This window comes from Lelliottia sp. (assembly GCF_045627565.1).
In the GTDB taxonomy this organism is placed as follows: domain Bacteria; phylum Pseudomonadota; class Gammaproteobacteria; order Enterobacterales; family Enterobacteriaceae; genus Enterobacter.
This window is the reverse complement of sequence record NZ_JAZQNX010000026.1, coordinates 115902-139725: the sequence shown is the minus strand read 5'-3', so window position 1 is coordinate 139725 and position 23824 is coordinate 115902. Positions and strand designations below refer to the sequence as shown.

The following is a 23824-nucleotide window of genomic DNA, read 5'->3' as shown; positions in this document are numbered from 1 at the left end:
AGTTCAGCCAGCTAAACGCGCCAGCAAGGAATTACCTGATGAGGAAACAGCACTGATGCGTGCCTCACGCCCTTGAGCCTGGTAATCTAAGTGAATTTCGACATCCGGGTCAGGCAACACACCCGCACCTTGTTGCGGCCACTCCACCAGGCAAATGGCGTCGTTGGCAAAATAGTCACGGATCCCCATAAATTCGAGCTCCTCAGGGTCCGCAAGACGGTAAAGATCGAAGTGGTACACCATCAGATTGTCGAGGGTATAGGGTTCAACCAGCGTATAAGTCGGGCTTTTCACGTTTCCTTTATGGCCCAGAGCCTGCAAAAAACCCCGGCTAAACGTTGTTTTACCCGCACCCAAATCGCCATACAAATAAATGACGGTCGCGCCCTCACAGGCCAGCGCCAGGCGCTTGCCAAGATCCAAAGTTGCCTGCTCGTCGGGTAAAGCCATCACTCGATTAGTCATTTTCTACGTCAATCACATCTGGGTTAACAACACGCCGCAGCGTGTCAAAAAGATCGGTGGCCAGCATACCGCGCGTTCCGTAGCGAGCAGCGAGCTTGTCCGCCGCCGCACCGTGGACCACGCAGCCTACACTGGCTGCTTCATAAGGGTTAAATTGTTGTCCCAGCAACGCGCCGATAATACCGGAGAGCACATCGCCCATTCCGCCACTCGCCATTCCTGCATTGCCCGCGTCAATAATGCTGAGCGCGCCGGACTCACAGGCCACAATCGTGCCCGCTCCTTTTAAAACTGCAACACCTCCGTAACGTTTTACCAGACGCTGCGCAGAAAGTAAGCGATCGTTTTCAATTTCTGCGACGCTGCAGCTAAGCAGCCGCGCGGCCTCGCCGGGGTGTGGCGTCAGGATACGATTGTGACGTTTATCAGGATTGATTGCCAGAAGGTTAAGCGCGTCGGCATCCCACAGCATCGGTTTACGACAATTCTCGACCTTTTGTAACGTTTTCTTGCCCCACGCTTGTTGCCCCAATCCTGGGCCAATGACCACCACATCGGCCCACTCCAGGCTTGCATCAAGGGAGTCTGGCGTCAGTTCATGAGCCATCAGTTCAGGGCGAGCGGTAATAATGGGCGGGATATTTTCGATGCGCGTCAGCACGCGTACCAGGCCCGCTCCTGCACGCAGCGCGGCTTCTCCGGTCATGCGAATCGCACCCGCAGTGCCGTGATCGCCGCCAATAATCACCAGCTTGCCGTGATCGCCTTTGTTCGACGTGCGGCGGCGCGGCAGCAGCCACGCCTCAAGCTGATTCGCATCCAGGCGTGCGATAGGCGGTTCTTGTCCGGCGAGCCAGCTTTCAAGCCCCAGCGCATGGTGATGCAGTTTTCCCACCACATCGCGCGCTTTGCCGGTCAGTAATCCAGGCTTGAGCGCAATAAACGTGACGGTCATCGTGGCGTGAATCACCGCACCCGGCGTCGCGCCCGTCTGGGCAATCAGGCCCGACGGAATATCCAGCGCAATAACAGGAGCCGGATGGGCATTCGCTTTTTCGATAAGCGTTGCGATATTTTCGCGAGGAGCCTGCCTGAGCCCTGTCCCCAGCAGTCCATCAACAATCAGATCAACCCCTTCTGGCCAGCTGATATCGGCGGCATGAATCTCCCCACCCGCATTCAGCCACGCCTCACGAGCTTCGCTCGTCTCTTCTGGCAGCGGTTTTTCACTTTCGATGGCCAGCAGCGTGACGCGCAGACCAGCGGCAACGGCCAGACGCGCGACCACATAACCATCGCCGCCATTGTTGCCGTGCCCGCACAAAATAAGCCAGTATTTTGCCTCAGGATATGTCTCTCGCACCACGGAAAACGCCGCCTCGCCAGCACGAAGCATCAGTTCATACAGCGTGATGCCCAGGCTATCTGCGGCCTCTTTTTCAGCGCGACGGAGGTCATCCGCAGGCCAAATGGAATGTGGTATACTGATGGGGTTTCTCTTCATTGTATGGTCCGTCATGTCACAGCCCCTCGATCTCAATCAGTTAGCGCAAAACATTAAACAGTGGGGCGCTGAGCTTGGCTTCCAGAAAGTCGGTATCACCGATACCGACCTTTCCGCGAGCGAGCCAAAACTGCAGGCCTGGCTGGACAAACAATACCACGGCGAAATGGAGTGGATGGCGCGCCACGGTATGATGCGCGCGCGCCCCCATGAACTATTGCCGGGTACCTTGCGCGTTATCAGCGTTCGCATGAACTATCTCCCCGCCAACGCAGCGTTTGCCCGCACGCTGAAAGATCCGTCGCTGGGTTATGTCAGCCGTTACGCCCTGGGGCGTGACTACCACAAACTTCTGCGTAACCGCTTAAAAAAACTCGGGGAAACCATTCAGGAATATTGTGGCTCGCTGAATTTTAGACCGTTTGTCGACTCTGCGCCTATTCTTGAGCGCCCGATAGCAGAAAAAGCAGGCCTTGGATGGACAGGTAAGCACTCACTTATCCTCAGCCGTGATGCAGGTTCGTTCTTTTTCCTGGGCGAGCTACTAATTGATTTACCGCTGCCCGTGGATGGCCCGGTTGAGGAAGGTTGCGGGCGCTGCGTGGCCTGCATGACGATTTGTCCAACGGGGGCGATTGTTGAGCCTTATACCGTTGACGCGCGTCGCTGTATTTCGTACCTCACCATCGAACTGGAAGGGGCCATTCCGGAAGCGTTTCGTCCTCTTATCGGCAACCGCATTTACGGCTGCGACGATTGCCAGCTGATTTGTCCGTGGAATCGCTACTCGCAGCTGACTGATGAAGACGATTTCAGCCCGCGCAAAGCCCTGCACGCCCCAAAGCTCATTGAGTTATTTGCCTGGGACGAAGCTTATTTCCTGCGGATAACGGAAGGGTCTGCGATTCGCCGCATTGGTCATCTGCGCTGGCTGCGAAATATTGCCGTTGCATTAGGAAACGCCTCATGGGATGAAGCGAATATCACGGCGCTGGAAAATCGCAGAGGTGAGCACCCACTTCTTGATGAGCACATAGAATGGGCGATTGCGCAGCAAATCGAGAAGCGAAATGCCTGCGTGGTCGAGGTGCAATTACCGAAGAAACAGCGACTGGTCAGAGTGATCGAAAAAGGGCTTATCCGCGACGCCTGATATATTCACAGCCTGTGAATAAAATTACCAAGCCAGATACCATCAGGCTTTGCAAACAGGTCAAGTGATCTGGATAGCATTTTGAAACGAAATTTTATTGATATTATTCATGCAGTTAAAAAATAACCCTTCACCGTGCGAAGCGTTTGGTCGTTTCGCTAAAACGGTATTAACTGTGGATAACTCTGTTTACAAGAATATTTCAAATACAATAGAAAATGTTCCCAACGAAGGAATTCGCTGTGGATAATCTGGAGACTGGAGAAGAATTTGGAGCGGGAAACGAGACTCGAACTCGCGACCCCGACCTTGGCAAGGTCGTGCTCTACCAACTGAGCTATTCCCGCTTAATCTTTGTCTTTCAAGCCGCCACTGCGCTGACTGCCTTCACTCACCTTAGTCACTTACTTAAGTAAGCTCCCAAGGATTCGTTCCGTTGCCGCCTGGCTGCAACTTGAAATCCTGCGATTGGTGGTGCGTATCTTGCGATACTTTCAAATTTGGAGCGGGAAACGAGACTCGAACTCGCGACCCCGACCTTGGCAAGGTCGTGCTCTACCAACTGAGCTATTCCCGCATAACCTTCGTCTTTCAAGACGCCACTTTGTAAGCTGCGACCCGAAATACTGCGATTAAATTTGATGCTTCGTAACGCGTAATTCTCTGTCGTTACGGGAGGCGCATTATACGAGAAATCCTTTTAGCTGCAACCCCCCTGAAAGCGATTTTTTTAAAATCACGTTCAAGTGATTAATTAATCGGCAAGCTGGACAATTTAACGGCAAATACCCGGCCGCGCAAGCGTACCGGGCATAAAAATCAAAGCTTAATGAAATTCTCGCGGTAAAACGCCAGTTCGGCCACTGACTCGCGAATGTCATCCATTGCCTGATGCGTTCCCTGCTTCTTAAAGCCGTCTAGAATTTCCGGCTTCCAACGACGCGCCAGCTCTTTTAACGTGCTTACGTCCAGATAACGGTAATGGAAATACGCCTCCAGCTCCGGCATGTACTTAAACAGGAAGCGGCGGTCTTGCCCAATGCTGTTACCGCAAATCGGCGATTTGCCCGCTGGAATCCACTGCTTCAGGAATTCAATCGTTGCCAGCTCCGCTTCGCGATCGCCCTGGGTGCTGGCTTTCACTCGCTCCACCAGCCCGCTGCCGGTATGCGTCCGCACGTTCCAGTCATCCATCAGCGCCAGTTGCGCGTCAGACTGATGCACCGCAATCGTCGGGCCTTCAGCCAGGATATTCAGGTTCGCATCGGTCACCAGCGTCGCGATCTCAATGATGCGATCGCGCTCGGGATCAAGGCCGGTCATTTCCAGATCGATCCAAATCAGGTTGTTTTCATCTGCGCTCATGTTATTTTCCACCCTTCTCGCATAACCGGCTGTAGCAGGTTAACTAGTATTAATTAGTGTGTATCATAGAGGTTTTGCCCGTTATGGGCGACCAGGAGCCAGCACGATTGAGTAAAAATAAACTCTCCAAAGGGCAACAGCGCCGCGTAAATGCCAACCATGAACGCCGTCTTAAGACCACTTCGGAGAAACCCGATTACGACGACAACCTGTTCGGCGAAGCAACAGAAGGCATGGTCATTAGCCGTTTCGGCATGCATGCTGACGTAGAAGCCGCCGACGGTGGCGTTCACCGCTGCAACATCCGCCGCACCATCCGATCGCTGGTGACCGGCGACCGCGTCGTTTGGCGACCGGGAAAAGCAGCCGCTGAAGGCGTCAGAGTAAAAGGGATCGTCGAAGCGGTTCATGAGCGCACATCGGTGCTCAATCGTCCTGATTTTTACGACGGCGTTAAACCTATCGCCGCCAACATTAATCAGATCGTGATTGTTTCGGCGATTTTACCCGAACTTTCACTCAATATTATCGACCGCTATCTCGTTGCCTGCGAAACGCTTGAAGTCGAACCACTGATTGTTCTTAACAAAATCGATCTGCTTGATGACGAAGGCATGCGTTTTGTGAATGAGCAGATGGATATCTACCGTAAGATTGGCTATCGCGTGCTGATGGTGTCGAGCCATAAGAAAGATGGGTTGAAGCCGCTTGAAGAAGCGCTGACAGACCGTATCAGCATTTTTGCGGGCCAGTCTGGCGTGGGTAAATCCAGCCTGCTGAACAACCTGCTGGGGTTACAGGAAGAGATCCTCACCAACGATGTGTCGGACAACTCGGGTCTGGGCCAGCACACCACCACGGCTTCTCGCCTGTATCATTTCCCGCACGGCGGCGATGTAATCGACTCCCCCGGCGTTCGTGAATTTGGTCTGTGGCATCTTGAACCGGAACAAATCTTCAACGGATTTGTCGAATTCCATGAGTATTTAGGCGCTTGTAAATACCGCGACTGCAAACACGACAATGACCCTGGCTGCGCCATTCGTCAGGCGGTTGAAGAAGGCAAAATCGCGGCAACGCGCTTCTACAACTATCACCATATTCTCGAAAGCATGGATCAGGTAAAAACACGTAAAAACTTTTCTGATTCTGATAACTGACAACTAAGCTAAGCGTCGCTAAAATCGTCCCCTTTTTTCAGGTTCCGGCTGCGTTAAGCCGGATCAGGAACGACAAAACAATGGCCTGGAGGCTACCTTGTTAAACTCATTTAAACTTTCGCTTCAATACATTCTGCCGAAACTATGGCTCACCCGCCTGGCGGGTTGGGGCGCGAGCAAACGAGCGGGCTGGTTAACGAAGCTGGTTATCGATCTGTTCGTTAAGTACTACAAGGTCGATATGAAAGAAGCGCAGAAGCCGGATACAGCCAGCTATCGCTCCTTTAACGATTTTTTCGTGCGCCCACTGCGTGATGACGTTCGTCCGCTGAATACCGATCCCAACGTGCTGGTGATGCCTGCTGACGGCGTGATCAGCCAGCTCGGCAAGATTGAAGAAGACAAAATCCTGCAGGCCAAAGGCCACGACTACAGTATGGAAGCCCTGCTGGCAGGAAACTATCTGATGGCGGATCTGTTCCGTAACGGCTCGTTTGTGACCACTTACCTGTCGCCGCGTGACTATCACCGCGTACATATGCCGTGCAACGGAATCCTGCGCGAAATGATCTATGTGCCAGGCGACCTGTTCTCTGTGAATCATCTAACCGCGCAAAACGTGCCGAATCTGTTCGCCCGTAACGAGCGCGTCATCTGCCTGTTTGATACTGAATTCGGTCCGATGGCCCAGATTCTGGTGGGTGCGACGATTGTGGGCAGCATCGAAACCGTTTGGGCTGGAACGATTACCCCACCGCGTGAAGGCGTTATCAAACGCTGGACATGGCCGACTGGCGAAAGCGAAGGGTCAATCGCCCTGCTGAAAGGCCAGGAAATGGGTCGGTTCAAACTCGGTTCAACGGTGATTAACCTGTTCGCACCGGGCAAAGTTAACCTGGTAGAGTCGCTGAAAAGCCTGTCCGTGACTAAGATTGGTCAACCGCTGGCCATCTCTACCGAAACCTTCGTGACACCGGATGCAGAACCTGCGCCGCTGGCAGAAGAAGAGATCAAAGCTGAACACGACGCCAGCCCGCTGGTTGACGACAGTAAAGACCCAGTCTAAAACATACGCACACCCTTCAGGCTGCCCTGAGCCAACCGCCAGCAGGCAGCCTGAAGTAAAAAATGTATGAAGGAATCGCTGACGTGCGCCTGATAATTATTTTTCTGATGGCCTGGTGCCTCAGTGTGGGGGCGTATGCAGCAACAGTCCCCGACGCCAAACAAATCACCCAGGAACTGGAACAGGCTAAAGCGGCAAAACCCGCTCAGCCCGAGACCGTTGAGTCGCTCCAGGCCGCATTGAATGCGCTTGAAGAACGTAAAGGTTCTCTTGAGCGTGCGCAGCAGTATCAACAAGTTATTGATAACTTCCCTAAACTTTCGCAAACGTTACGTTCACAGCTGACGAATCAACGCGATGAGCCGCGTGACGCGCCATTGAGTATGACGTCCGACGCCCTGAATCAGGAAATCCTGCAGGTCAGCAGCCAGTTGCTGGAAAAAAGCCGTCAGGCCCAGCAGGAACAAGAGCGCGCTCGCGAAATCGCGGATTCCCTGAGCCAACTGCCACAACAGCAAACCGATGCCCGTCGCCAGCTCAATGAAATTGAACGCCGGATCGGTGCGCAGCCAGGCAATACCCCGCAAAATCTCAGTTTGCAGGCAGAATCAGCCAAACTAAAAGCACAAGTTGATGAGCTCGAACTCGCCCAGCTGTCGGCCAATAACCGTCAGGAACTGGCGCGTATGCGTTCAGAACTGGCGCAAAAGCAGAGCCAGCAGCTTGATGCCTATCTGCAAGCTCTGCGCAATCAGTTGAACAGCCAACGCCAGCGTGAAGCCGAGCGCGCGCTGGAGAGCACCGAACTGCTGGCCGAAAACAGCGAAAACCTGCCTGCAGGCATCGTCGATCAGTTCAAAATTAACCGTGAGCTGTCTGCCGCGCTCAACCAGCAGGCTCAGCGCATGGATCTGGTGGCCTCTCAGCAGCGCCAGGCCACCAATCAGACGTTGCAGGTCCGTCAGGCCCTGAACACGTTGCGCGAGCAATCGCAGTGGCTCGGCTCATCGAATTTACTCGGTGAAGCCTTGCGTGCGCAGGTTTCGCGTCTACCGGAAATGCCAAAGCCGCAGCAGCTCGACACCGAAATGGCGCAATTGCGCGTTCAGCGCCTGCGTTTTGAAGATCTACTCAACAAACAGCCGCAAATTCGCCAGCTTAAGCAGGCGGATGGTAAGCCGTTGACCAGCGAGCAAAACCGCATTCTGGAAGCGCAACTGCGTACCCAACGCGAACTGCTGAACTCGCTGTTACAGGGCGGTGATACGCTCATTCTCGAACTCACCAAGCTGAAAGTCTCCAATAGTCAGCTTGAAGACGCGCTGAAAGAAGTCAACGAGGCGACGCATCGCTACCTGTTCTGGACCTCTGATGTTCGGCCCATGACCTTCTCCTGGCCCATTGATATCGTGCAGGATCTGCGTCGTTTAATTTCGCTGGATACGTTTGGTCAGGTGGGCAAAGCCGGTGTCATGATTCTCACCAGTAAAGAGACCATCTTCCCGCTGATGGGCGCACTGATCCTGGTTGGGTTTAGTATTTACTCGCGCAGGCATTTCACCCGCTTCCTGGAACGTTCCAGCTCCCGCGTGGGTAAAGTGACGCAGGATCACTTCTGGCTTACGCTGCGCACCGTTTTCTGGTCGATTCTGGTGGCGTCACCGCTGCCGGTTCTGTGGATGACGCTCGGATATGGCCTGCGAGAAGCGTGGCCATATCCGCTCGCCGTGGCGATTGGCGATGGCGTAACCGCCACGGTTCCGCTGCTATGGGTGGTGATGATTTGCGCCACTTTTGCCCGTCCCAATGGCCTGTTTATCACCCACTTCTCCTGGCCACGCCAACGTGTGTCGCGCGCGATGCGCTATTACCTGTTGAGCATCGGACTGATTGTGCCGCTGATTATGGCGCTGATTATGTTCGATAATCTTAACGACCGTGAATTCTCCGGCTCGCTCGGACGGCTGTGCTTTATGCTGATCTGCGGCGCGCTGGCGATGGTCACTCTGAGCCTCAAACGCGCGGGCATTCCACTGTATGTCGATAAAACCGGCAGCGGCGACAACATGGTGAACCGCATGCTGTGGAACCTGCTGCTCAGTGCCCCGCTGGCGGCAATTCTGGCCGCTGCCGTGGGGTATCTCGCCACTGCGCAGGCGCTGCTGGCCCGTCTGGAGACGTCGGTCGCGATCTGGTTCCTGCTGCTGGTGGTGTATCACGTCATTCGCCGCTGGATGCTGATTCAGCGCCGGCGACTGGCGTTCGATCGCGCCAAGCATCGCCGGGCTGAAATACTTGCCCAACGTGCGCGTGGTGAAGAAGATCCGCACAGCACCAGCAGTACAGAAGGCAATATGGATGTCGATGAAGTTGAGCTGGATCTTGACGCCATCAGTACCCAGTCCTTGCGCCTGGTGCGATCCATCCTGATGCTGATCGCGCTGTTATCGGTCATCGTTCTGTGGTCGGAAATCCACTCGGCGTTCGGCTTCCTGGAGAACATTTCGCTGTGGGATGCCACCTCGACCGTTCAGGGTGTCGAAAGCATTGAACCGATAACGCTGGGTGCAGTGCTGATAGCGATTCTGGTCCTGATTATCACCACCCAACTGGTGCGAAACTTCCCTGCTTTGCTGGAACTGGCGCTGTTGCAGCATCTGGATTTAACCCCCGGTACCGGGTACGCCATCACCACCATCACTAAATATCTGATCCTGCTGTTTGGCGCGCTGATGGGCTTTTCGATGATAGGTATTGAATGGTCTAAGCTGCAATGGCTGGTTGCCGCGCTGGGTGTCGGGTTGGGCTTTGGCTTGCAGGAGATCTTCGCCAACTTTATTTCGGGCCTGATCATTCTGTTCGAGAAACCGATTCGTATTGGCGATACCGTGACGATCCGCGATCTGACCGGTAGCATTACCAAGATCAACACCCGCGCCACGACGATCAGCGACTGGGATCGCAAAGAGATCATCGTGCCGAACAAAGCGTTTATCACCGAACAGTTTATCAACTGGTCGCTGTCCGACTCCGTGACGCGCGTCGTGCTCACCGTGCCTGCGCCATCGGACGCTAACAGCGAAGAGGTGACGCAGATTCTGTACACGGCGGCGGAGCGCTGTTCGCTGGTGATTGATAATCCGGCACCGGAAGTGTTCCTGGTGGATTTACAGCAGGGGATTCAGATTTTCGAGCTGCGTATCTACGCCGCTGAGATGGGGCACCGTATGCCGCTGCGTCACGAAATCCATCAGCTGATTCTGGCGGGCTTCCGTGAACACGGGATTGATATGCCGTTCCCACCGTTCCAGATGCGTCTGGAAACACTCGATGGACGTAAAACGGGTAGAACACTGTCGTCGGCAACGCGTAAGCGCACGGCGGGGAGTTTGTAATACCGCGCTCACCCTCTCTCATTGGGAGAGGGTGAGCGTACTGTCATGCGCGATCGACCGTAAAAGCAATCACATCCGCCAGTTGCTCAGCCCCGAGCGCCAGCATCACAAGACGATCGACGCCCAATGCCACGCCGGAGCTATCCGGAAGACCGGCTTTTAATGCTTCCAGTAAATTCGTATCAATAGGCTGCTGCGGCAATCCGCGTGCGGCGCGCTTGCGGTTATCCTGATCAAAGCGCTGCTGCTGCTCGCGGGCATCCGTCAGTTCGTGGAAACCATTCGCCAGCTCAATACCTTTGTAATACACCTCAAAACGCTCGGCAACGCGGTGATCTTCGGTGCTAATTTGCGCCAGCGACGCCTGGCTTGCCGGGAAGTGATAAACAAAAGTCGGGCGATCTTTGCCAATGTGGGGTTCAACACCAAAAGCAAACAGCAGCTGCAATAAGGTATCGCGGTCTTCTTCCGTGTCCGCGACGTTGCTGAGATCCAGCTTTGCTGCCGCTTCACGCAGCTGCGTTTTGTCCGCCGACAGCGGATCGATTTCCAGATGACGCTGGAAGACCTGCTGATAAGAGAGTGTCTCTGCCCCTGCGCAATCCAGCACCTGTTGCAGCAAGTCGTCCACTTCGTTCATCAGACGATACATGTCGTAATGCGGGCGATACCACTCCAGCATAGTGAATTCCGGGTTGTGATGACGGCCCATCTCTTCATTGCGGAAGCTGCGACACAGCTGATAAACCGGCCCACAGCCCGCCGCCAGCAGGCGCTTCATGTGATATTCCGGGCTGGTCATCATGTAGAGGTTCATCCCCTGCGAGTGGCCAGGCCCCACGAAACGGGTTTCAAACGGCACCAGATGAATATCGGTTACCGTCGCCTGGCTCATGCACGGCGTTTCCACCTCCAGTACGCCACGGTCAGCAAAGAAACGACGGATTTCCGTCATAATTGCCGCGCGTTTTAACAGGTTTGGGATGGATGCGCTCGGCTGCCAGGTGGCCGTTTCGCTCATGGGAATTTCTCCGATTTCAGACAAGGGCACGAAGTCTACTCGTTAGCGTCGGGAGTGACAAATTTTGCACACTAAATTCTCTCGATTCAGCCGACCATGTTATTTCGTGACGCAATTCATCAATTGAGATGATAAATCGGCGCACAGAACAGCAAAAAAATCGAACACGTCAAATTTCCCCGACATCCATACGGTTATACTGTTTTACCCATAAAGGAGCAGTGGAATCTCTTTCGCAATCGCCCTCGGGCAGGTGAACACCGTTAAGGCATTCGCGTTGCGGAATAACAAAAATCTGGAGGAATGTCGTGCACACTTTTCAAGCCGATCTGGTCGTTATAGGCGCTGGCGGTGCGGGATTACGCGCTGCTATTGCCGCAGCGCAGGCTAATCCGAATGCTAAAATTGCGCTGATTTCAAAAGTCTATCCGATGCGCAGCCACACGGTTGCCGCAGAAGGAGGATCCGCCGCCGTTGCGCAGGATCATGACAGCTTCGAATACCATTTCCACGACACGGTGGCCGGTGGCGACTGGCTGTGCGAACAGGATGTCGTTGACTACTTCGTTCATCATTGTCCAACCGAAATGACGCAACTGGAACAGTGGGGATGCCCGTGGAGCCGCCGTGAAGATGGCAGCGTCAACGTGCGCCGTTTCGGCGGCATGAAAATCGAACGCACGTGGTTTGCCGCCGACAAAACCGGCTTCCACATGCTGCACACCCTGTTCCAGACCTCCCTCCAGTTCCCACAAATTCAACGCTTCGATGAACACTTCGTCCTGGATATTCTGGTCGATGACGGTCAGGCGCGCGGTCTGGTGGCGATGAACATGATGGAAGGTACCCTGATGCAGATCCGCGCGAATGCCGTGGTGATGGCAACCGGCGGTGCGGGTCGTGTTTACCGTTACAACACCAACGGCGGGATTGTCACCGGCGACGGAATGGGCATGGCGTTACGTCACGGCGTTCCGCTGCGCGATATGGAATTTGTGCAGTATCACCCAACCGGCCTGCCGGGTTCGGGCATTCTGATGACGGAGGGCTGCCGCGGTGAAGGCGGAATTCTGGTCAATAAAGATGGCTATCGCTATCTGCAGGATTACGGCATGGGCCCAGAAACCCCGCTTGGCGAACCGAGAAACAAATATATGGAACTCGGCCCGCGCGACAAAGTATCCCAGGCGTTCTGGCACGAGTGGCGCAAAGGCAACACCATTTCGACGCCGCGCGGCGATGTGGTCTATCTCGACCTGCGCCACCTGGGTGAGAAAAAACTGCTGGAGCGTCTGCCGTTCATCTGCGAGCTGGCAAAAGCCTACGTCGGCGTCGATCCGGTGAAAGAGCCGATTCCGGTGCGCCCAACCGCGCACTACACCATGGGCGGTATCGAAACCGATCAGCAGTGCGAAACCCGCATCAAAGGTCTGTTCGCCGTGGGCGAGTGTTCTTCTGTTGGCCTCCATGGTGCAAACCGTCTGGGCTCTAACTCGCTGGCAGAACTGGTGGTCTTTGGCCGCATGGCCGGTGAGCGGGCGATGGAGCGCGCGGCGACGGCAGGCGAGGCAAACGGTGCCGCGCTGGATGCCCAGGTTGCAGACGTTGAAAAACGTCTGAAGGACCTGATGAATCAGGAAGGCAACGAGAACTGGTCGAAGATCCGCGATGAAATGGGTCTGTCGATGGAGGAAGGTTGCGGTATCTACCGTACGCCGGAGCTGATGCAAAAAACGGTTGATAAGCTGGCGGAACTGCAGGAGCGCTTCAAGCGCGTGCGTATCACCGACACCTCCAGCGTGTTCAACACCGATCTGCTCTACACCATTGAGCTGGGCCACGGTCTGAACGTTGCCGAATGTATGGCGCACTCTGCGCTGGCACGTAAAGAGTCACGCGGCGCGCATCAGCGTCTGGACGAAGGCTGTACCGAACGTGACGACGTTAATTTCCTGAAACATACCCTCGCCTGGCGCGATGCAGACGGTACCACTCGTCTGGATTACAGCGATGTGAAAATCACCACGCTGCCACCGGCGAAACGTGTTTACGGTGCAGAAGCGGAAGACGCCGAGAAGAAGGAGAAGGCGAATGGCTGAGATGCAAAAACTGAAAGTGGAAGTGGTGCGATACAACCCGGAAGTGGACGCCGCACCGCACAGCGCTTTCTATGAAGTGCCTTATGACGAGCAAACCTCCCTGCTGGATGCGCTCGGCTACATCAAAGACAATCTGGCGCCAGACCTGAGCTACCGCTGGTCTTGCCGCATGGCGATCTGCGGCTCCTGCGGCATGATGGTTAATAAAGTGCCGAAACTGGCGTGCAAAACCTTCCTGCGTGAATACACGAAAGGCATCAAGGTCGAAGCGCTGGGCAACTTCCCGATCGAGCGCGATCTGGTGGTCGATATGACTCACTTTATCGAGAGTCTGGAAGCGATTAAACCGTACATTATTGGTAATCCGCGTACGCCGGATCAGGGTCCAAACACCCAGACGCCTGCGCAGATGGCGAAATACCATCAGTTTTCCGGCTGTATCAACTGCGGTCTGTGCTACGCGGCCTGCCCACAATTCGGCCTGAATCCGGAGTTTATCGGCCCGGCTGCGATTACGCTGGCGCATCGCTACAACGAAGACAGCCGCGACCACGGTAAGAAAGAACGTATGGCGCAGTTGAACAGTCAGAACGGCGTGTGGAGCTGTACTTTCGTGGGCTACTGCTCCGAAGTGTGCCCGAAACATGTCGATCCGGCCGCCGCCATTCAGCAGGGTAAAGTGGAAAGCTCGAAAGACTTTCTTATCGCAACCCTGAAACCACGCTAAGGAGTGCATGATGACGACTAAACGCAAAGCCTACGTGCGGCCAATGCCGTCCACCTGGTGGAAAAAACTGCCGTTTTATCGCTTCTATATGCTGCGTGAAGGCACTGCGGTTCCGGCGGTCTGGTTCAGCCTTGAGCTGATGTATGGGGTGTTCGCCCTGAAACACGGTCCGGAAACCTGGGCGGATTTTGTCGGGTTCCTGCAAAATCCGGTGGTGTTGATCCTGAACCTGATCGTGCTGGCGGCCGCGCTACTGCATACCAAAACCTGGTTTGAGCTGGCACCGAAAGCCGCGAATATCATTGTTAAAGGCGAAAAAATGGGACCCGAGCCGGTTATTAAGGGGCTTTGGGCGGTGACTGCAGTCGTGACTGTGGTCGTTCTGTTTGTCGCACTGTTCTGGTAAGGAGGCCTGAGTGATTAATCCAAATCCAAAGCGCTCTGACGAGCCGGTATTCTGGGGTCTGTTTGGCGCAGGCGGAATGTGGAGCGCCATCGTCGCCCCCGTCATTATTCTGCTGGTCGCCATTTTGCTGCCGCTGGGGCTGTTCCCGGGCGAGGCACTGGGATACGAGCGTGTACTGGTATTCGCGAGCAGCTTTATTGGTCGCGTCTTTATCTTCCTGATGATTGTCCTGCCGCTGTGGCTGGGGCTGCACCGTATTCATCACGCCATGCATGATTTAAAAATCCACGTACCCAACGGCAAATGGGTATTTTACGGTCTGGCGACGATCCTGACCGTGGTAACTTTGGTGGCTATCGTCACTATCTGATATTGTGGTTCTTCATCCGGCCCGCCCTTTCCGGCGGGCTTTTTTTATGGAAGAGAATCAGATGAAAAAATCCCTTTGCGCCGTGCTGCTGCTCAGCGCGTCCTGCTCTACGCTTGCCGCCCCTCACACTGACAAACAGATCGCGGACACCGTCAATCGCATCGTGACGCCACTCATGAAAGAACAGGCGATCCCAGGCATGGCCGTCGCCGTGATTTATCAGGGAAAGACGCACTATTTTGTCTACGGTAAAGCGGATATCGCCGCGAATCAGCCAGTTACTCAGCGCACCGTGTTTGAACTGGGCTCTGTAAGCAAAACCTTCACCGGCGTTCTGGGTGGCGAAGCCATCGCACGCGGAGAGATCAAGCTTGACGATCCCGCAAGCAAATACTGGCCTGAGCTGACGGGTAAGCAATGGCAAGGCATTACTCTGCTGAATCTGGCTACCTACACCGCAGGCGGTTTGCCGCTGCAGGTGCCAGATGACGTGACCGATCGGGCGGCCCTGCTGCGGTTCTACCAAAACTGGCAGCCGCAGTGGTCCCCGGGCGCAAAACGCCTGTACGCCAACGCCAGTATCGGTTTGTTTGGCATGCTGGCGGTCAAGCCATCGGGGATGGATTTTGAACAGGCGATGACCACGCGCGTATTCCAGCCGCTTCAGCTGAATCACACCTGGATTAACGTCCCGGCAGCAGAAGAAAAGCACTACGCCTGGGGCTATCGTGACGGCAAACCGGTGCACGTTTCGCAAGGCATGCTTGATGCTGAAGCGTATGGCGTCAAAACGACCATTGAAGATATGGCGAGCTGGGTTCAGGCCAATATGAATCCTGCGGGCGTTAAAGATGAAATGCTAAAGCAAGGGATCGAACTGGCGCAGTCACGTTACTGGCGTATCGGTGAGATGTATCAGGGCTTAGGCTGGGAAATGTTGAACTGGCCGGTGAAAGCAAAAACCGTCGTCGACGGCAGTGACAATAAAATCGCGCTGGCACCGTTGATTGCCGTCGAGGTGAATCCCCCCGCACCTGCTGTTAAAGCCTCGTGGGTACACAAGACGGGTTCAACCGGCGGATTTGGGAGCTACGTCGCCTTTATTCCTGAAAAAAACATCGGCATCGTGATGCTGGCGAACAAGAGCTATCCTAACCCTGCGCGTGTCGACGCGGCGTACCGCATTCTGGCCACGTTGAAATAACCGATTTACCCACATTTTCCTTGCTGTCATCTACACTTAACAAAAAAACAGCAAGGAAATCGCTATGCGCATTTTGCCTGTTATCGCCGCGGTGACAGCCGCGTTTCTCGTTGTTGCCTGTAGTTCTCCGACGCCACCTCCAGGCGTCACCGTCGTCACCCCTTTCGATTCGCAACGTTATCTTGGCAAATGGTATGAAATCGCCCGGTTTGATCACCGTTTTGAGCGAGGATTACAGCGCGTGACGGCAACCTACAGCTCGATGGATGATGGCGGCATTGAGGTGGTCAACCGGGGATATAATCCTGAGCGCGGAATGTGGCAGCAGGTGGTTGGCCAGGCCTACTTTACCGGCGATCCGAACAGAGCGGCCCTGAAAGTCTCGTTCTTCGGGCCATTCTATGGCGGCTATAACGTCATCGCACTGGACAAAGAATATCGCCATGCGTTGGTATGCGGGCCAGATCGCGACTATTTGTGGATACTCTCTCGCACACCGACCATTTCAGAAGAGATGAAACAGCAGATGCTTGCTGTCGCGACCCGGCAAGGGTTTGATGTCTCGAAATTAATGTGGATTGAGCAGCCGCATTAGTGCGTGCTGATTTTCAACCCGATAATTCCTGCCACGATTAACGCGAGGCTGGCGATACGCGCCGGGCTCGCGGACTCTCCTAACAACAGAATGCCGGTGATCGCCGCGCCGACCGCGCCTATGCCCGTCCAGACAGCATAAGCGGTCCCCACGGGCAGCGTTCGCATCGCCCACGAAAGCAGCGCAATGCTGACAATCATCGCCGTCACCGTAATAATGCTTGGGGTCAAACGGGTAAAACCGTGGGTGTATTTCAGGCCAATCGCCCAAACGACTTCAAGCAAACCGGCAATCAAAAGAATTATCCAGGACATATCAGGCTCCTTAACTTAAATAACAGTATGGGGCCGTCCCCGATGTTCGAAGCGCTTGCAGGTCGTCCCGCAAGGCATAAGCAGAGCGTGTATTTTCCGCACAAAGCGAATATATTTCAATCCATTTCTTAAAGACAGGCAATAGCCGGAAATAGCAGCGGTATGCAGCGGAGTTCGCTCCTTTATCACTCATCCGACTTGTTTAAGATAGGCATGCTTTCTGATGACAGTCAGCCTATCCCTTTGCCTGATGCGAAAACGACATGTTTAAAATTCTTTTGATTGACCGTTGTCACTTCACCCGTTTAGGGCTTGAAGCATGGCTCAATCATTCTGGTTTGTTCACTGGTGATTTTACGATAACGGGTGTGAATAATCTTTTCCTTGCAAGAGAACATATTCTTCACTGGAAACCCACGCTGGTTATCGCTGACTTAAATAGTTTTATGCAGGGTATGAATGATACGCAGCAATTATCTTCGCTGTTGAATGCGAGCGAGAGGCTGCCGTTTATATTACTGCAATCCAGCGAGCAGACCGATATGTCAGGGTATATTAAGCAATACCCGCTGTGGGCCACGCTCTGCAAAAGTGCCCGGCTGGAATCGCTGGCGAAAGTCATTAACGAAGCGTTGAGCACCCGTGCTCACTGCGCGTCTCCGCGCGTCACGCCGCCGCTTCTGACACGACAAGAAGAAAAGGTTTTAACGCTCTGGATGGAAGGCGCCAGCAATCAGAAGATAGCCGGGCAGCTCAGTATTAACAGTAAAACGGTGTATACCTACAAACGAAATATCCGTGTGAAACTGCATATGGATACGCGTTTTTCACCGTTCTTGTCCCTTCAGGCAGTACAAAGCTGACGGTACGGCGATAGCTCGTACTCCGTACCGTCGGATCTCACACTGCTTAGTTCTGCGCTTTAGTCGCCGCGCCAGAAATTGCGCTACCGCCGTCCGAAATATCCTGACCCACGCCGCGCGTTGTATTACAGGCGGTTAACACCGAAGAAAGCACCAGAACAGAAAAGATCGCTGCAATTGTTTTCTTAACCATAATATCTTCCTTTTATAGACAATGTTATTTGTGTATAGCTACTTAAGGATAGACAAGATCTTGTCGTTCGACGGAAAAGGACGGATTTTTAGGAAAATTAGAAGGTTTAGCTGACGGCGTGAGAAATGGCATGACCGAGGGATTTGATGTCTTCGCCTACGCCACGCGCGGTATTGCAGCCAGACAGGATGGTGCTGGAAAGCATCAGTATCAGCAGAATTTTAATCGTACGTTTCATCATCCCTGCCTGAATATTACAGGCGCAGCGAGCGCTGCGCCTTAAGTCTTTTACATGAATTACTTCACGCGAGATACGTATTCGCCAGAGCGGGTATCGACTTTGATGACTTCGCCAGTCTGCACGAACAGCGGGACTTTAACCACTGCACCGGTAGACAGTTTGGCTGGCTTGCCGCCAGTACCTGCAGTGTCACCCTTCAGACCTGGATCGGTTTCGATGATTTCCAGTTCTACGAAGTTTGGTGGAGTCACGGAGATTGGCTGACCGTTCCACAGAGTTACGATGCACTCTGCCTGATCCAGCAACCATTTCGCGTTTTCACCAACGGCTTTCTCATCAGCAGACAGCTGTTCGAAAGTCGTGTTATTCATGAAGTGATAGAACTCACCGTCGTTGTACAGGTAAGTCAGGTTCATATCGACCACGTCCGCGCCTTCTGCAGAGTCAGTAGATTTGAACGTTTTCTCAACACGGGTACCGGTCAGCAGGCGACGCAGCTTAACGCGCGCAAATGCCTGGCCTTTACCTGGTTTAACGAACTCGCTAGCTTCAACCGCATACGGTTCGCCATCCATCATGATTTTAAGACCAGCACGAAAATCGTTGCTATAGTAAGTCGCCATAAGGCCCTCTGAAAATTGTTAACTGGTAGCTAAGCCACAAAATGGCGCATATTGTAACCCTAAATACCCCGTACAGAGAAGATTGGTTATCGCAACTTGCCGATGTCATCACCAGTCCTGATGAACTGCTGCGTCTGTTGAATATAGACTCTGATGAAAATATGCTCGCTGGCCGTGAGGCAAAGCGTCTTTTTGCGCTGCGGGTGCCGCGGGCATTTGTCGCGCGCATGGAGAAAGGCAACTCTAACGATCCACTTTTAAAACAGGTGCTTACATCGAAAGATGAGTTTGTTACCGCGCCCGGTTTTAGCACCGATCCGTTAGAAGAGCAGAACAGCGTCGTGCCCGGTTTACTGCACAAATACCGTAACCGCGCACTGCTGCTGGTGAAAGGAGGCTGCGCGGTAAATTGTCGTTATTGCTTCCGCCGCCACTTCCCGTACGCCGAAAATCCGGGTAATAAGCGCAACTGGCAGGTGGCGCTGGACTATATTGCGGACCATCCCGAGCTGGATGAGATTATATTTTCCGGCGGCGATCCGCTCATGGCGAAGGATCACGAGCTTGACTGGCTGCTCACGCAGTTGGAAGCGATACCGCACATTAAGCGCTTACGTATTCACAGCCGTTTGCCGATTGTCATCCCTGCGCGTATTACTGACGGCCTGGTTTCCCGCTTTGCAGCGTCCCCTTTGCAAATTCTGTTGGTTAATCATATTAACCATGCAAATGAGATCGATGAGACGTTCCGCTCTGCGATGATGCGTCTGCGTAACGTGGGTGTGACGCTGTTGAATCAAAGCGTGCTACTGCGCGGCGTGAATGATAATGCTCAGACGCTTGCCGACCTGAGCAATGCGCTGTTTGATGCGTCGGTGATGCCCTATTACCTGCACGTTCTGGACCGAGTTCAGGGCGCGGCGCATTTCATGGTAAGCGATGAAGAAGCCCGGCAGATTATGCGGGAGCTGTTGACGCTTGTTTCCGGCTATATGGTGCCAAAACTGGCGAGAGAAATTGGCGGTGAGCCAAGTAAAACTCCGTTAGATTTACAGTTGCGGCAGAATTAATTTCCCCATTGTCCAGAATTTGCGCCGATCCATCCCCTCTCCCGTGGGAGAGGGGATGAGTATTAAAGCGTATCGATCAATTCGGGCACTTATAAACCTGACCGTTCATGGTGCTGGCGGTCGGGACAAAGCTCGACAGCACCCCCTGGGTTGGGCTGCTGACGCCATAAATCACGTTGCCCCCCAACGCGGCAGCCTGATTACGTAGCGCGTTTGCCGCTCCGCGCATGGAACCGCCCTCGTCACCATGTTGGCCTGACATCCAGTTACTTTGTTCGCCGGTCGCCGTGCCTAATAGCTGACATTCGCTGCCCGGCTTATCTTCCACAAAGCGAACGCTCTGACCACCTGCGGATAGCTCGTTACTGGAGCTACAACCCGCCAGCAGCATTGCTGCCCCTACGATCCCTGCACAGACTATTACGCGCATGTTATTCCTCGTTTTCAATAAGCTGGACAAGAGTTGTCCCTGTCTAAACCTTATACTAAAAAGATGACCAAAAGAAAAACCCCCAGACATTTCTGTCCGGGGGTTTTTCATTTATGGGAGCTGTGCGCCCTGTATTATTCAGGGCGCAGGGCAATTACATCATGCCGCCCATTCCACCCATACCGCCTGCACCTAAGTCAGGACCGTCGCCTTTCGGCACATCGGTAATCATGCATTCGGTGGTGATCATCAGACCGGCTACAGATGCCGCGTACTGCAGAGCAGAACGAGTCACTTTAGTCGGGTCCAGGATACCCATGTCGATCATGTTGCCGTATTCTTCGGTTGCTGCGTTGTAACCGTAGTTACCGTCGCCCGCTTTCACGGTGTTAGCCACCACTGAAGGCTCTTCGCCGCAGTTCAGAACGATCTGACGCAGTGGTGCTTCCATTGCGCGCAGCGCAACTTTGATACCCACGTTTTGATCTTCGTTCTGGCCGCGCAGTTCGCTCAGTTTTGACGCCACGCGAATCAGCGCTACGCCACCACCAGCAACCACGCCTTCTTCTACTGCTGCACGGGTCGCGTGCAGGGCATCGTCAACGCGTGCTTTCTTCTCTTTCATTTCAACTTCGGTCGCTGCACCGACTTTGATAACCGCAACGCCGCCAGCCAGTTTCGCTACGCGCTCCTGCAGTTTTTCGCGGTCATAATCAGAGGTCGCTTCTTCGATTTGCTTACGAATCTGACCAACACGGCCCTGAATAGCGGCTTCTTCACCCACGCCATCGATGATGGTGGTGGTGTCTTTGTTGATGATGACGCGTTTCGCCTGGCCCATATCTTCCAGGGTCGCTTTTTCCAGCTCCATACCGATCTCTTCAGAGATTACGGTACCGCCAGTCAAGGTCGCGATGTCCTGCAGCATCGCTTTACGACGGTCGCCGAAGCCCGGTGCTTTAACAGCAGCCACTTTCACGATACCGCGCATGGTGTTAACCACCAGCGTTGCCAGTGCTTCGCCTTCAACGTCTTCAGCGATGATCAGCAGTGGTTTACCTGCTTTCGCAACGGCTTCCAGAACAGGCAACATTTCGCGGATGTTGGAGATTTTTTTGTCAGCCAGCAGGATGAACGGGCTTTCCAGTTCAACAGCGCCAGTTTCTGGCTTGTTGATGAAGTATGGAGACAGGTAGCCACGGTCGAACTGCATACCTTCAACCACGTCCAGTTCGTCTTCCAGGCCAGTACCGTCTTCAACGGTGATCACGCCTTCTTTACCGACTTTATCCATCGCTTCAGCGATCAATTTACCTACGGTTTCGTCGGAGTTAGCGGAGATAGTACCAACCTGCGCAATAGCTTTGGAGTCAGAGCATGGGACGGACAGGGTTTTCAGCTCTTCAACAGCGGCGATAACCGCTTTGTCGATACCACGTTTCAGATCCATCGGGTTCATGCCCGCAGCAACCGCTTTCAGGCCTTCAGTAATGATCGCCTGTGCCAGTACGGTTGCGGTGGTGGTACCGTCGCCTGCAGCGTCGTTCGCTTTAGAGGCAACTTCTTTCACCATCTGCGCGCCCATGTTTTCGAACTTGTCTTCCAGTTCGATTTCACGTGCTACGGAAACACCATCTTTGGTGATGGTTGGAGCGCCGAAGGATTTATCCAGCACTACGTTACGGCCTTTCGGGCCGAGGGTGACTTTTACTGCGTCTGCCAGTACGTTTACGCCGCGCAGCATTTTCACACGAGCGTCGTTACCGAATTTTACGTCTTTAGCTGCCATTTTATCTTTCCCTTAAATTCGTATGTTCAGTGTCGTTCGCGGATTACGCTTCAACAATTGCCAGAATGTCGCTCTCGGACATGATCAACACTTCTTCATTGTCGATCTTCTCGGATTTCACGCCGTAACCATCGTTGAAAATCACGATGTCGCCCACTTTAACGTCCAGTGGCTGCACAGTACCGTTTTCCAGGATGCGGCCCTTACCGACAGCGATGATTTCGCCACGAGTTGATTTGGTTGCTGCAGAACCGGTCAGAACGATGCCGCCCGCAGATTTGGTTTCAACTTCTTTACGCTTGACGATCACACGATCATGTAACGGACGAATACTCATTGATAGCTCTCCTTCGAGAAAGTCATTATCAGTTATGGAAGACGCCGGGCCGTAAAAGGTTTACCGACTGGTGACCTGAGAGATGGGGGTCGAAAACTGCCCCTTCAAGGGGTTGTCGAAAAAAAATTTACGAAAGTGTTACCATCGCTTCTCTTTTGGCAGTGGCAGGACGAGGTCAATGAGTGGACTAAAACAGGAGTTGGGACTCGCGCAGGGCGTGGGTTTACTCTCAACTTCCTTACTGGGAACCGGCGTGTTTGCGGTGCCCGCACTGGCGGCGCTGGTGGCCGGAAACAACAGCCTATGGGCGTGGCCCGTGTTGATTGCTCTGGTCTTTCCGATAGCCATTGTCTTCGCGATTCTTGGCCGCCATTTCCCCAGCGCTGGCGGCGTAGCGCATTTTGTCGGCATGGCGTTTGGTCCTCGCCTCGAGCGCGTCACGGGCTGGCTTTTTCTGTCGGTAATTCCGGTTGGCTTGCCCGCCGCCCTGCATATCGCCACCGGTTTTGGCCAGGCGCTGTTCGGCTGGCACGATGAGCAACTGCTGTTTGCAGAGCTGGGCACGCTGGCGATCGTCTGGTGGGTGGGTTCACGCGGGGCCAGCTCCAGCGCCAACCTGCAAACGCTGGTTGCCATACTGATTGTGGCGTTGATTGCGGCGATTTGGTGGGCGGGTGACATTCGCGTGGGCGAAATTGCGTTCCCGGCCCTCTCGGACGTAGATAATTCGCAACTCTTCGCCGCGCTTTCGGTGATGTTCTGGTGTTTTGTCGGGCTGGAAGCTTTTGCGCATCTGGCATCAGAATTTAAACAGCCTGAGCGTGATTTTCCGCGCGCGCTGATGATTGGCCTGTTGCTGGCCGGAACGGTTTACTGGGCGTGTACCGTGCTGGTGCTGCACTTCAATGCCTACGGCTCAGACACCGCTGCGGCCGCATCGCTGCCGGGTATCGTTGTGCACCTGTTTGGGGTGAAAGCGTTGTGGATTGCCTGCGTAATTGGCTATCTCGCCTGTTTCGCAAGCCTGAACATCTACATCCAAAGCTTTGCGCGCCTGATGTGGTCCCAGGCGCAATACAAGCCGAACAGCCGTCTGTCACGCCTGTCGAAGCGTCAGTTGCCGACAAATGCGTTAAACGCGGTGCTGGGCTGCTGCGTGTTGAGTACGCTCGGCATTTACTGGCTCAACATCAATCTGGATGCGCTCATCATCTATGCCAACGGTATTTTCATCATGATCTACCTGCTGTGTATGCTGGCAGGGTGTCGATTGCTGACGGGGCGTTTTAAAGGGCTGGCGATAATCGGTGGCGTGCTGTGCCTGCTCCTGCTGGCCATGGTGGGCTGGAAAAGCCTCTACGCGATTATCATGCTGGCGGGACTGTGGTTCTTGCTCCCCAAACGCAGCATCATTAAATAGCAAAACGCCCGGCA

The 23824-nt window shown here is 54.1% G+C and carries 24 protein-coding genes and 2 tRNA genes; 13 read left to right on the top strand and 13 right to left on the bottom strand.

Annotated elements, in window-relative coordinates; genetic code table 11:
• Positions 1–3: 3 nt before the first annotated feature.
• Entirely contained in the window at positions 4–465 is a 462-nt protein-coding gene (tsaE, locus tag ACKI5T_RS14695; RefSeq protein WP_133631910.1) for a tRNA (adenosine(37)-N6)-threonylcarbamoyltransferase complex ATPase subunit type 1 TsaE, read from the bottom strand.
• Entirely contained in the window at positions 458–1984 is a 1527-nt protein-coding gene (gene nnr, locus ACKI5T_RS14690; protein ID WP_407438357.1) for a bifunctional ADP-dependent NAD(P)H-hydrate dehydratase/NAD(P)H-hydrate epimerase, read from the bottom strand. Before nnr ends, tsaE begins: the two co-directional genes overlap by 8 nt.
• Between nnr and queG the strand changes: the two genes are divergently transcribed.
• On the top strand, positions 1983–3122 hold the full coding sequence (gene queG / locus ACKI5T_RS14685; protein WP_407438355.1) for a tRNA epoxyqueuosine(34) reductase QueG: 1140 nt from the start codon (positions 1983–1985) through the stop codon (positions 3120–3122). The genes nnr and queG overlap by 2 nt on opposite strands.
• A 271-nt stretch (positions 3123–3393) precedes the next feature.
• On the opposite strand, the gene ACKI5T_RS14680 is transcribed toward queG, so the two are convergent.
• From ACKI5T_RS14680 to orn, 3 genes are all read right to left on the bottom strand, one after another.
• Positions 3394–3469, bottom strand: a tRNA-Gly gene (locus ACKI5T_RS14680).
• 154 nt (positions 3470–3623) lie between these two features.
• A tRNA-Gly gene (locus tag ACKI5T_RS14675) sits at positions 3624–3699 on the bottom strand.
• 242 nt (positions 3700–3941) lie between these two features.
• Entirely contained in the window at positions 3942–4487 is a 546-nt protein-coding gene (gene orn / locus ACKI5T_RS14670) for an oligoribonuclease (protein ID WP_011915609.1), read from the bottom strand.
• A 107-nt stretch (positions 4488–4594) separates the two neighbouring features.
• Between orn and rsgA the strand changes: the two genes are divergently transcribed.
• From rsgA to mscM, 3 genes are all read left to right on the top strand, one after another.
• Entirely contained in the window at positions 4595–5647 is a 1053-nt protein-coding gene (gene rsgA, locus ACKI5T_RS14665; RefSeq protein ID WP_190275361.1) for a small ribosomal subunit biogenesis GTPase RsgA, read from the top strand.
• 97 nt (positions 5648–5744) lie between these two features.
• Positions 5745–6713, top strand: a complete 969-nt coding sequence (asd, locus tag ACKI5T_RS14660) for an archaetidylserine decarboxylase (RefSeq protein WP_407438353.1) — start codon at positions 5745–5747, stop codon at positions 6711–6713.
• A gap of 83 nt (positions 6714–6796) precedes the next feature.
• Entirely contained in the window at positions 6797–10108 is a 3312-nt protein-coding gene (gene mscM, locus ACKI5T_RS14655; protein ID WP_407438537.1) for a miniconductance mechanosensitive channel MscM, read from the top strand.
• 43 nt (positions 10109–10151) lie between these two features.
• Here mscM and epmA read toward each other — a convergent pair whose 3' ends face one another.
• Positions 10152–11129, bottom strand: a complete 978-nt coding sequence (gene epmA, locus ACKI5T_RS14650; RefSeq protein WP_011915605.1) for an elongation factor P--(R)-beta-lysine ligase — start codon at positions 11127–11129, stop codon at positions 10152–10154.
• Positions 11130–11437: 308 nt separating this feature from the next.
• On the opposite strand from epmA, the gene frdA reads away from it, so the two are divergent.
• From frdA to ACKI5T_RS14620, 6 genes are all read left to right on the top strand, one after another.
• On the top strand, positions 11438–13228 hold the full coding sequence (frdA, locus tag ACKI5T_RS14645) for a fumarate reductase (quinol) flavoprotein subunit (protein WP_407438351.1): 1791 nt from the start codon (positions 11438–11440) through the stop codon (positions 13226–13228).
• Positions 13221–13955, top strand: coding sequence for a succinate dehydrogenase/fumarate reductase iron-sulfur subunit (locus ACKI5T_RS14640; RefSeq protein ID WP_047346110.1), 735 nt, complete (start codon positions 13221–13223; stop codon positions 13953–13955). The genes frdA and ACKI5T_RS14640 overlap by 8 nt, the downstream gene beginning before the upstream one ends.
• A gap of 10 nt (positions 13956–13965) precedes the next feature.
• Positions 13966–14361, top strand: coding sequence for a fumarate reductase subunit FrdC (gene frdC, locus ACKI5T_RS14635; protein ID WP_407438535.1), 396 nt, complete (start codon positions 13966–13968; stop codon positions 14359–14361).
• A gap of 10 nt (positions 14362–14371) precedes the next feature.
• The gene (gene frdD / locus ACKI5T_RS14630) at positions 14372–14731 is read left to right on the top strand and encodes a fumarate reductase subunit FrdD (protein WP_407438349.1); all 360 of its coding nucleotides are present in this window, start codon (positions 14372–14374) and stop codon (positions 14729–14731) included.
• Positions 14732–14792: 61 nt separating this feature from the next.
• Positions 14793–15935: an LAQ family class C beta-lactamase gene (gene blaLAQ / locus ACKI5T_RS14625; RefSeq protein ID WP_407438348.1), complete on the top strand. Its 1143-nt coding sequence runs from the start codon at positions 14793–14795 to the stop codon at positions 15933–15935.
• 64 nt (positions 15936–15999) lie between these two features.
• Complete coding sequence (locus ACKI5T_RS14620) at positions 16000–16530, top strand: lipocalin family protein (protein ID WP_011915599.1); 531 nt, start codon at positions 16000–16002, stop codon at positions 16528–16530.
• Here the strand turns inward: ACKI5T_RS14620 and sugE are convergent.
• Positions 16527–16844 carry a quaternary ammonium compound efflux SMR transporter SugE gene (gene sugE / locus ACKI5T_RS14615; protein WP_011915598.1) on the bottom strand — a complete coding sequence of 106 codons (318 nt, stop codon included), beginning with the start codon at positions 16842–16844 and terminating at the stop codon, positions 16527–16529. The genes ACKI5T_RS14620 and sugE overlap by 4 nt on opposite strands.
• 263 nt (positions 16845–17107) lie before the next feature.
• Here sugE and ACKI5T_RS14610 point away from each other — a divergent pair, with 263 nt between their 5' ends.
• Complete coding sequence (locus tag ACKI5T_RS14610; protein ID WP_407438345.1) at positions 17108–17707, top strand: LuxR C-terminal-related transcriptional regulator; 600 nt, start codon at positions 17108–17110, stop codon at positions 17705–17707.
• A gap of 46 nt (positions 17708–17753) precedes the next feature.
• Here the strand turns inward: ACKI5T_RS14610 and ecnB are convergent, their stop codons facing one another.
• From ecnB to efp, 3 genes are all read right to left on the bottom strand, one after another.
• Positions 17754–17900 carry a lipoprotein toxin entericidin B gene (gene ecnB / locus ACKI5T_RS14605; RefSeq protein WP_011915596.1) on the bottom strand — a complete coding sequence of 49 codons (147 nt, stop codon included), beginning with the start codon at positions 17898–17900 and terminating at the stop codon, positions 17754–17756.
• Positions 17901–18006: 106 nt separating this feature from the next.
• Positions 18007–18138: an entericidin A/B family lipoprotein gene (locus tag ACKI5T_RS14600; RefSeq protein ID WP_407438343.1), complete on the bottom strand. Its 132-nt coding sequence runs from the start codon at positions 18136–18138 to the stop codon at positions 18007–18009.
• Between the two features lie 59 nt (positions 18139–18197).
• Positions 18198–18764: an elongation factor P gene (gene efp / locus ACKI5T_RS14595; RefSeq protein ID WP_011915594.1), complete on the bottom strand. Its 567-nt coding sequence runs from the start codon at positions 18762–18764 to the stop codon at positions 18198–18200.
• A 41-nt stretch (positions 18765–18805) separates the two neighbouring features.
• Between efp and epmB the strand changes: the two genes are divergently transcribed.
• Positions 18806–19834, top strand: coding sequence for an EF-P beta-lysylation protein EpmB (epmB, locus tag ACKI5T_RS14590; RefSeq protein ID WP_407438341.1), 1029 nt, complete (start codon positions 18806–18808; stop codon positions 19832–19834).
• Between the two features lie 76 nt (positions 19835–19910).
• Here the strand turns inward: epmB and ACKI5T_RS14585 are convergent, their stop codons facing one another.
• The 3 genes from ACKI5T_RS14585 to ACKI5T_RS14575 all read right to left on the bottom strand — a co-directional run bounded on the left by ACKI5T_RS14585 (position 19911) and on the right by ACKI5T_RS14575 (position 22390).
• The gene (locus tag ACKI5T_RS14585; protein WP_133631921.1) at positions 19911–20264 is read right to left on the bottom strand and encodes a DUF4156 domain-containing protein; all 354 of its coding nucleotides are present in this window, start codon (positions 20262–20264) and stop codon (positions 19911–19913) included.
• A 154-nt stretch (positions 20265–20418) separates the two neighbouring features.
• Entirely contained in the window at positions 20419–22053 is a 1635-nt protein-coding gene (gene groL, locus ACKI5T_RS14580) for a chaperonin GroEL (RefSeq protein ID WP_407438339.1), read from the bottom strand.
• A 43-nt stretch (positions 22054–22096) separates the two neighbouring features.
• The gene (locus ACKI5T_RS14575; RefSeq protein ID WP_011915590.1) at positions 22097–22390 is read right to left on the bottom strand and encodes a co-chaperone GroES; all 294 of its coding nucleotides are present in this window, start codon (positions 22388–22390) and stop codon (positions 22097–22099) included.
• 178 nt (positions 22391–22568) lie between these two features.
• Here ACKI5T_RS14575 and yjeH point away from each other — a divergent pair, with 178 nt between their 5' ends.
• Positions 22569–23810: an L-methionine/branched-chain amino acid transporter gene (gene yjeH / locus ACKI5T_RS14570; protein ID WP_407438336.1), complete on the top strand. Its 1242-nt coding sequence runs from the start codon at positions 22569–22571 to the stop codon at positions 23808–23810.
• Positions 23811–23824 lie beyond the last annotated feature (14 nt).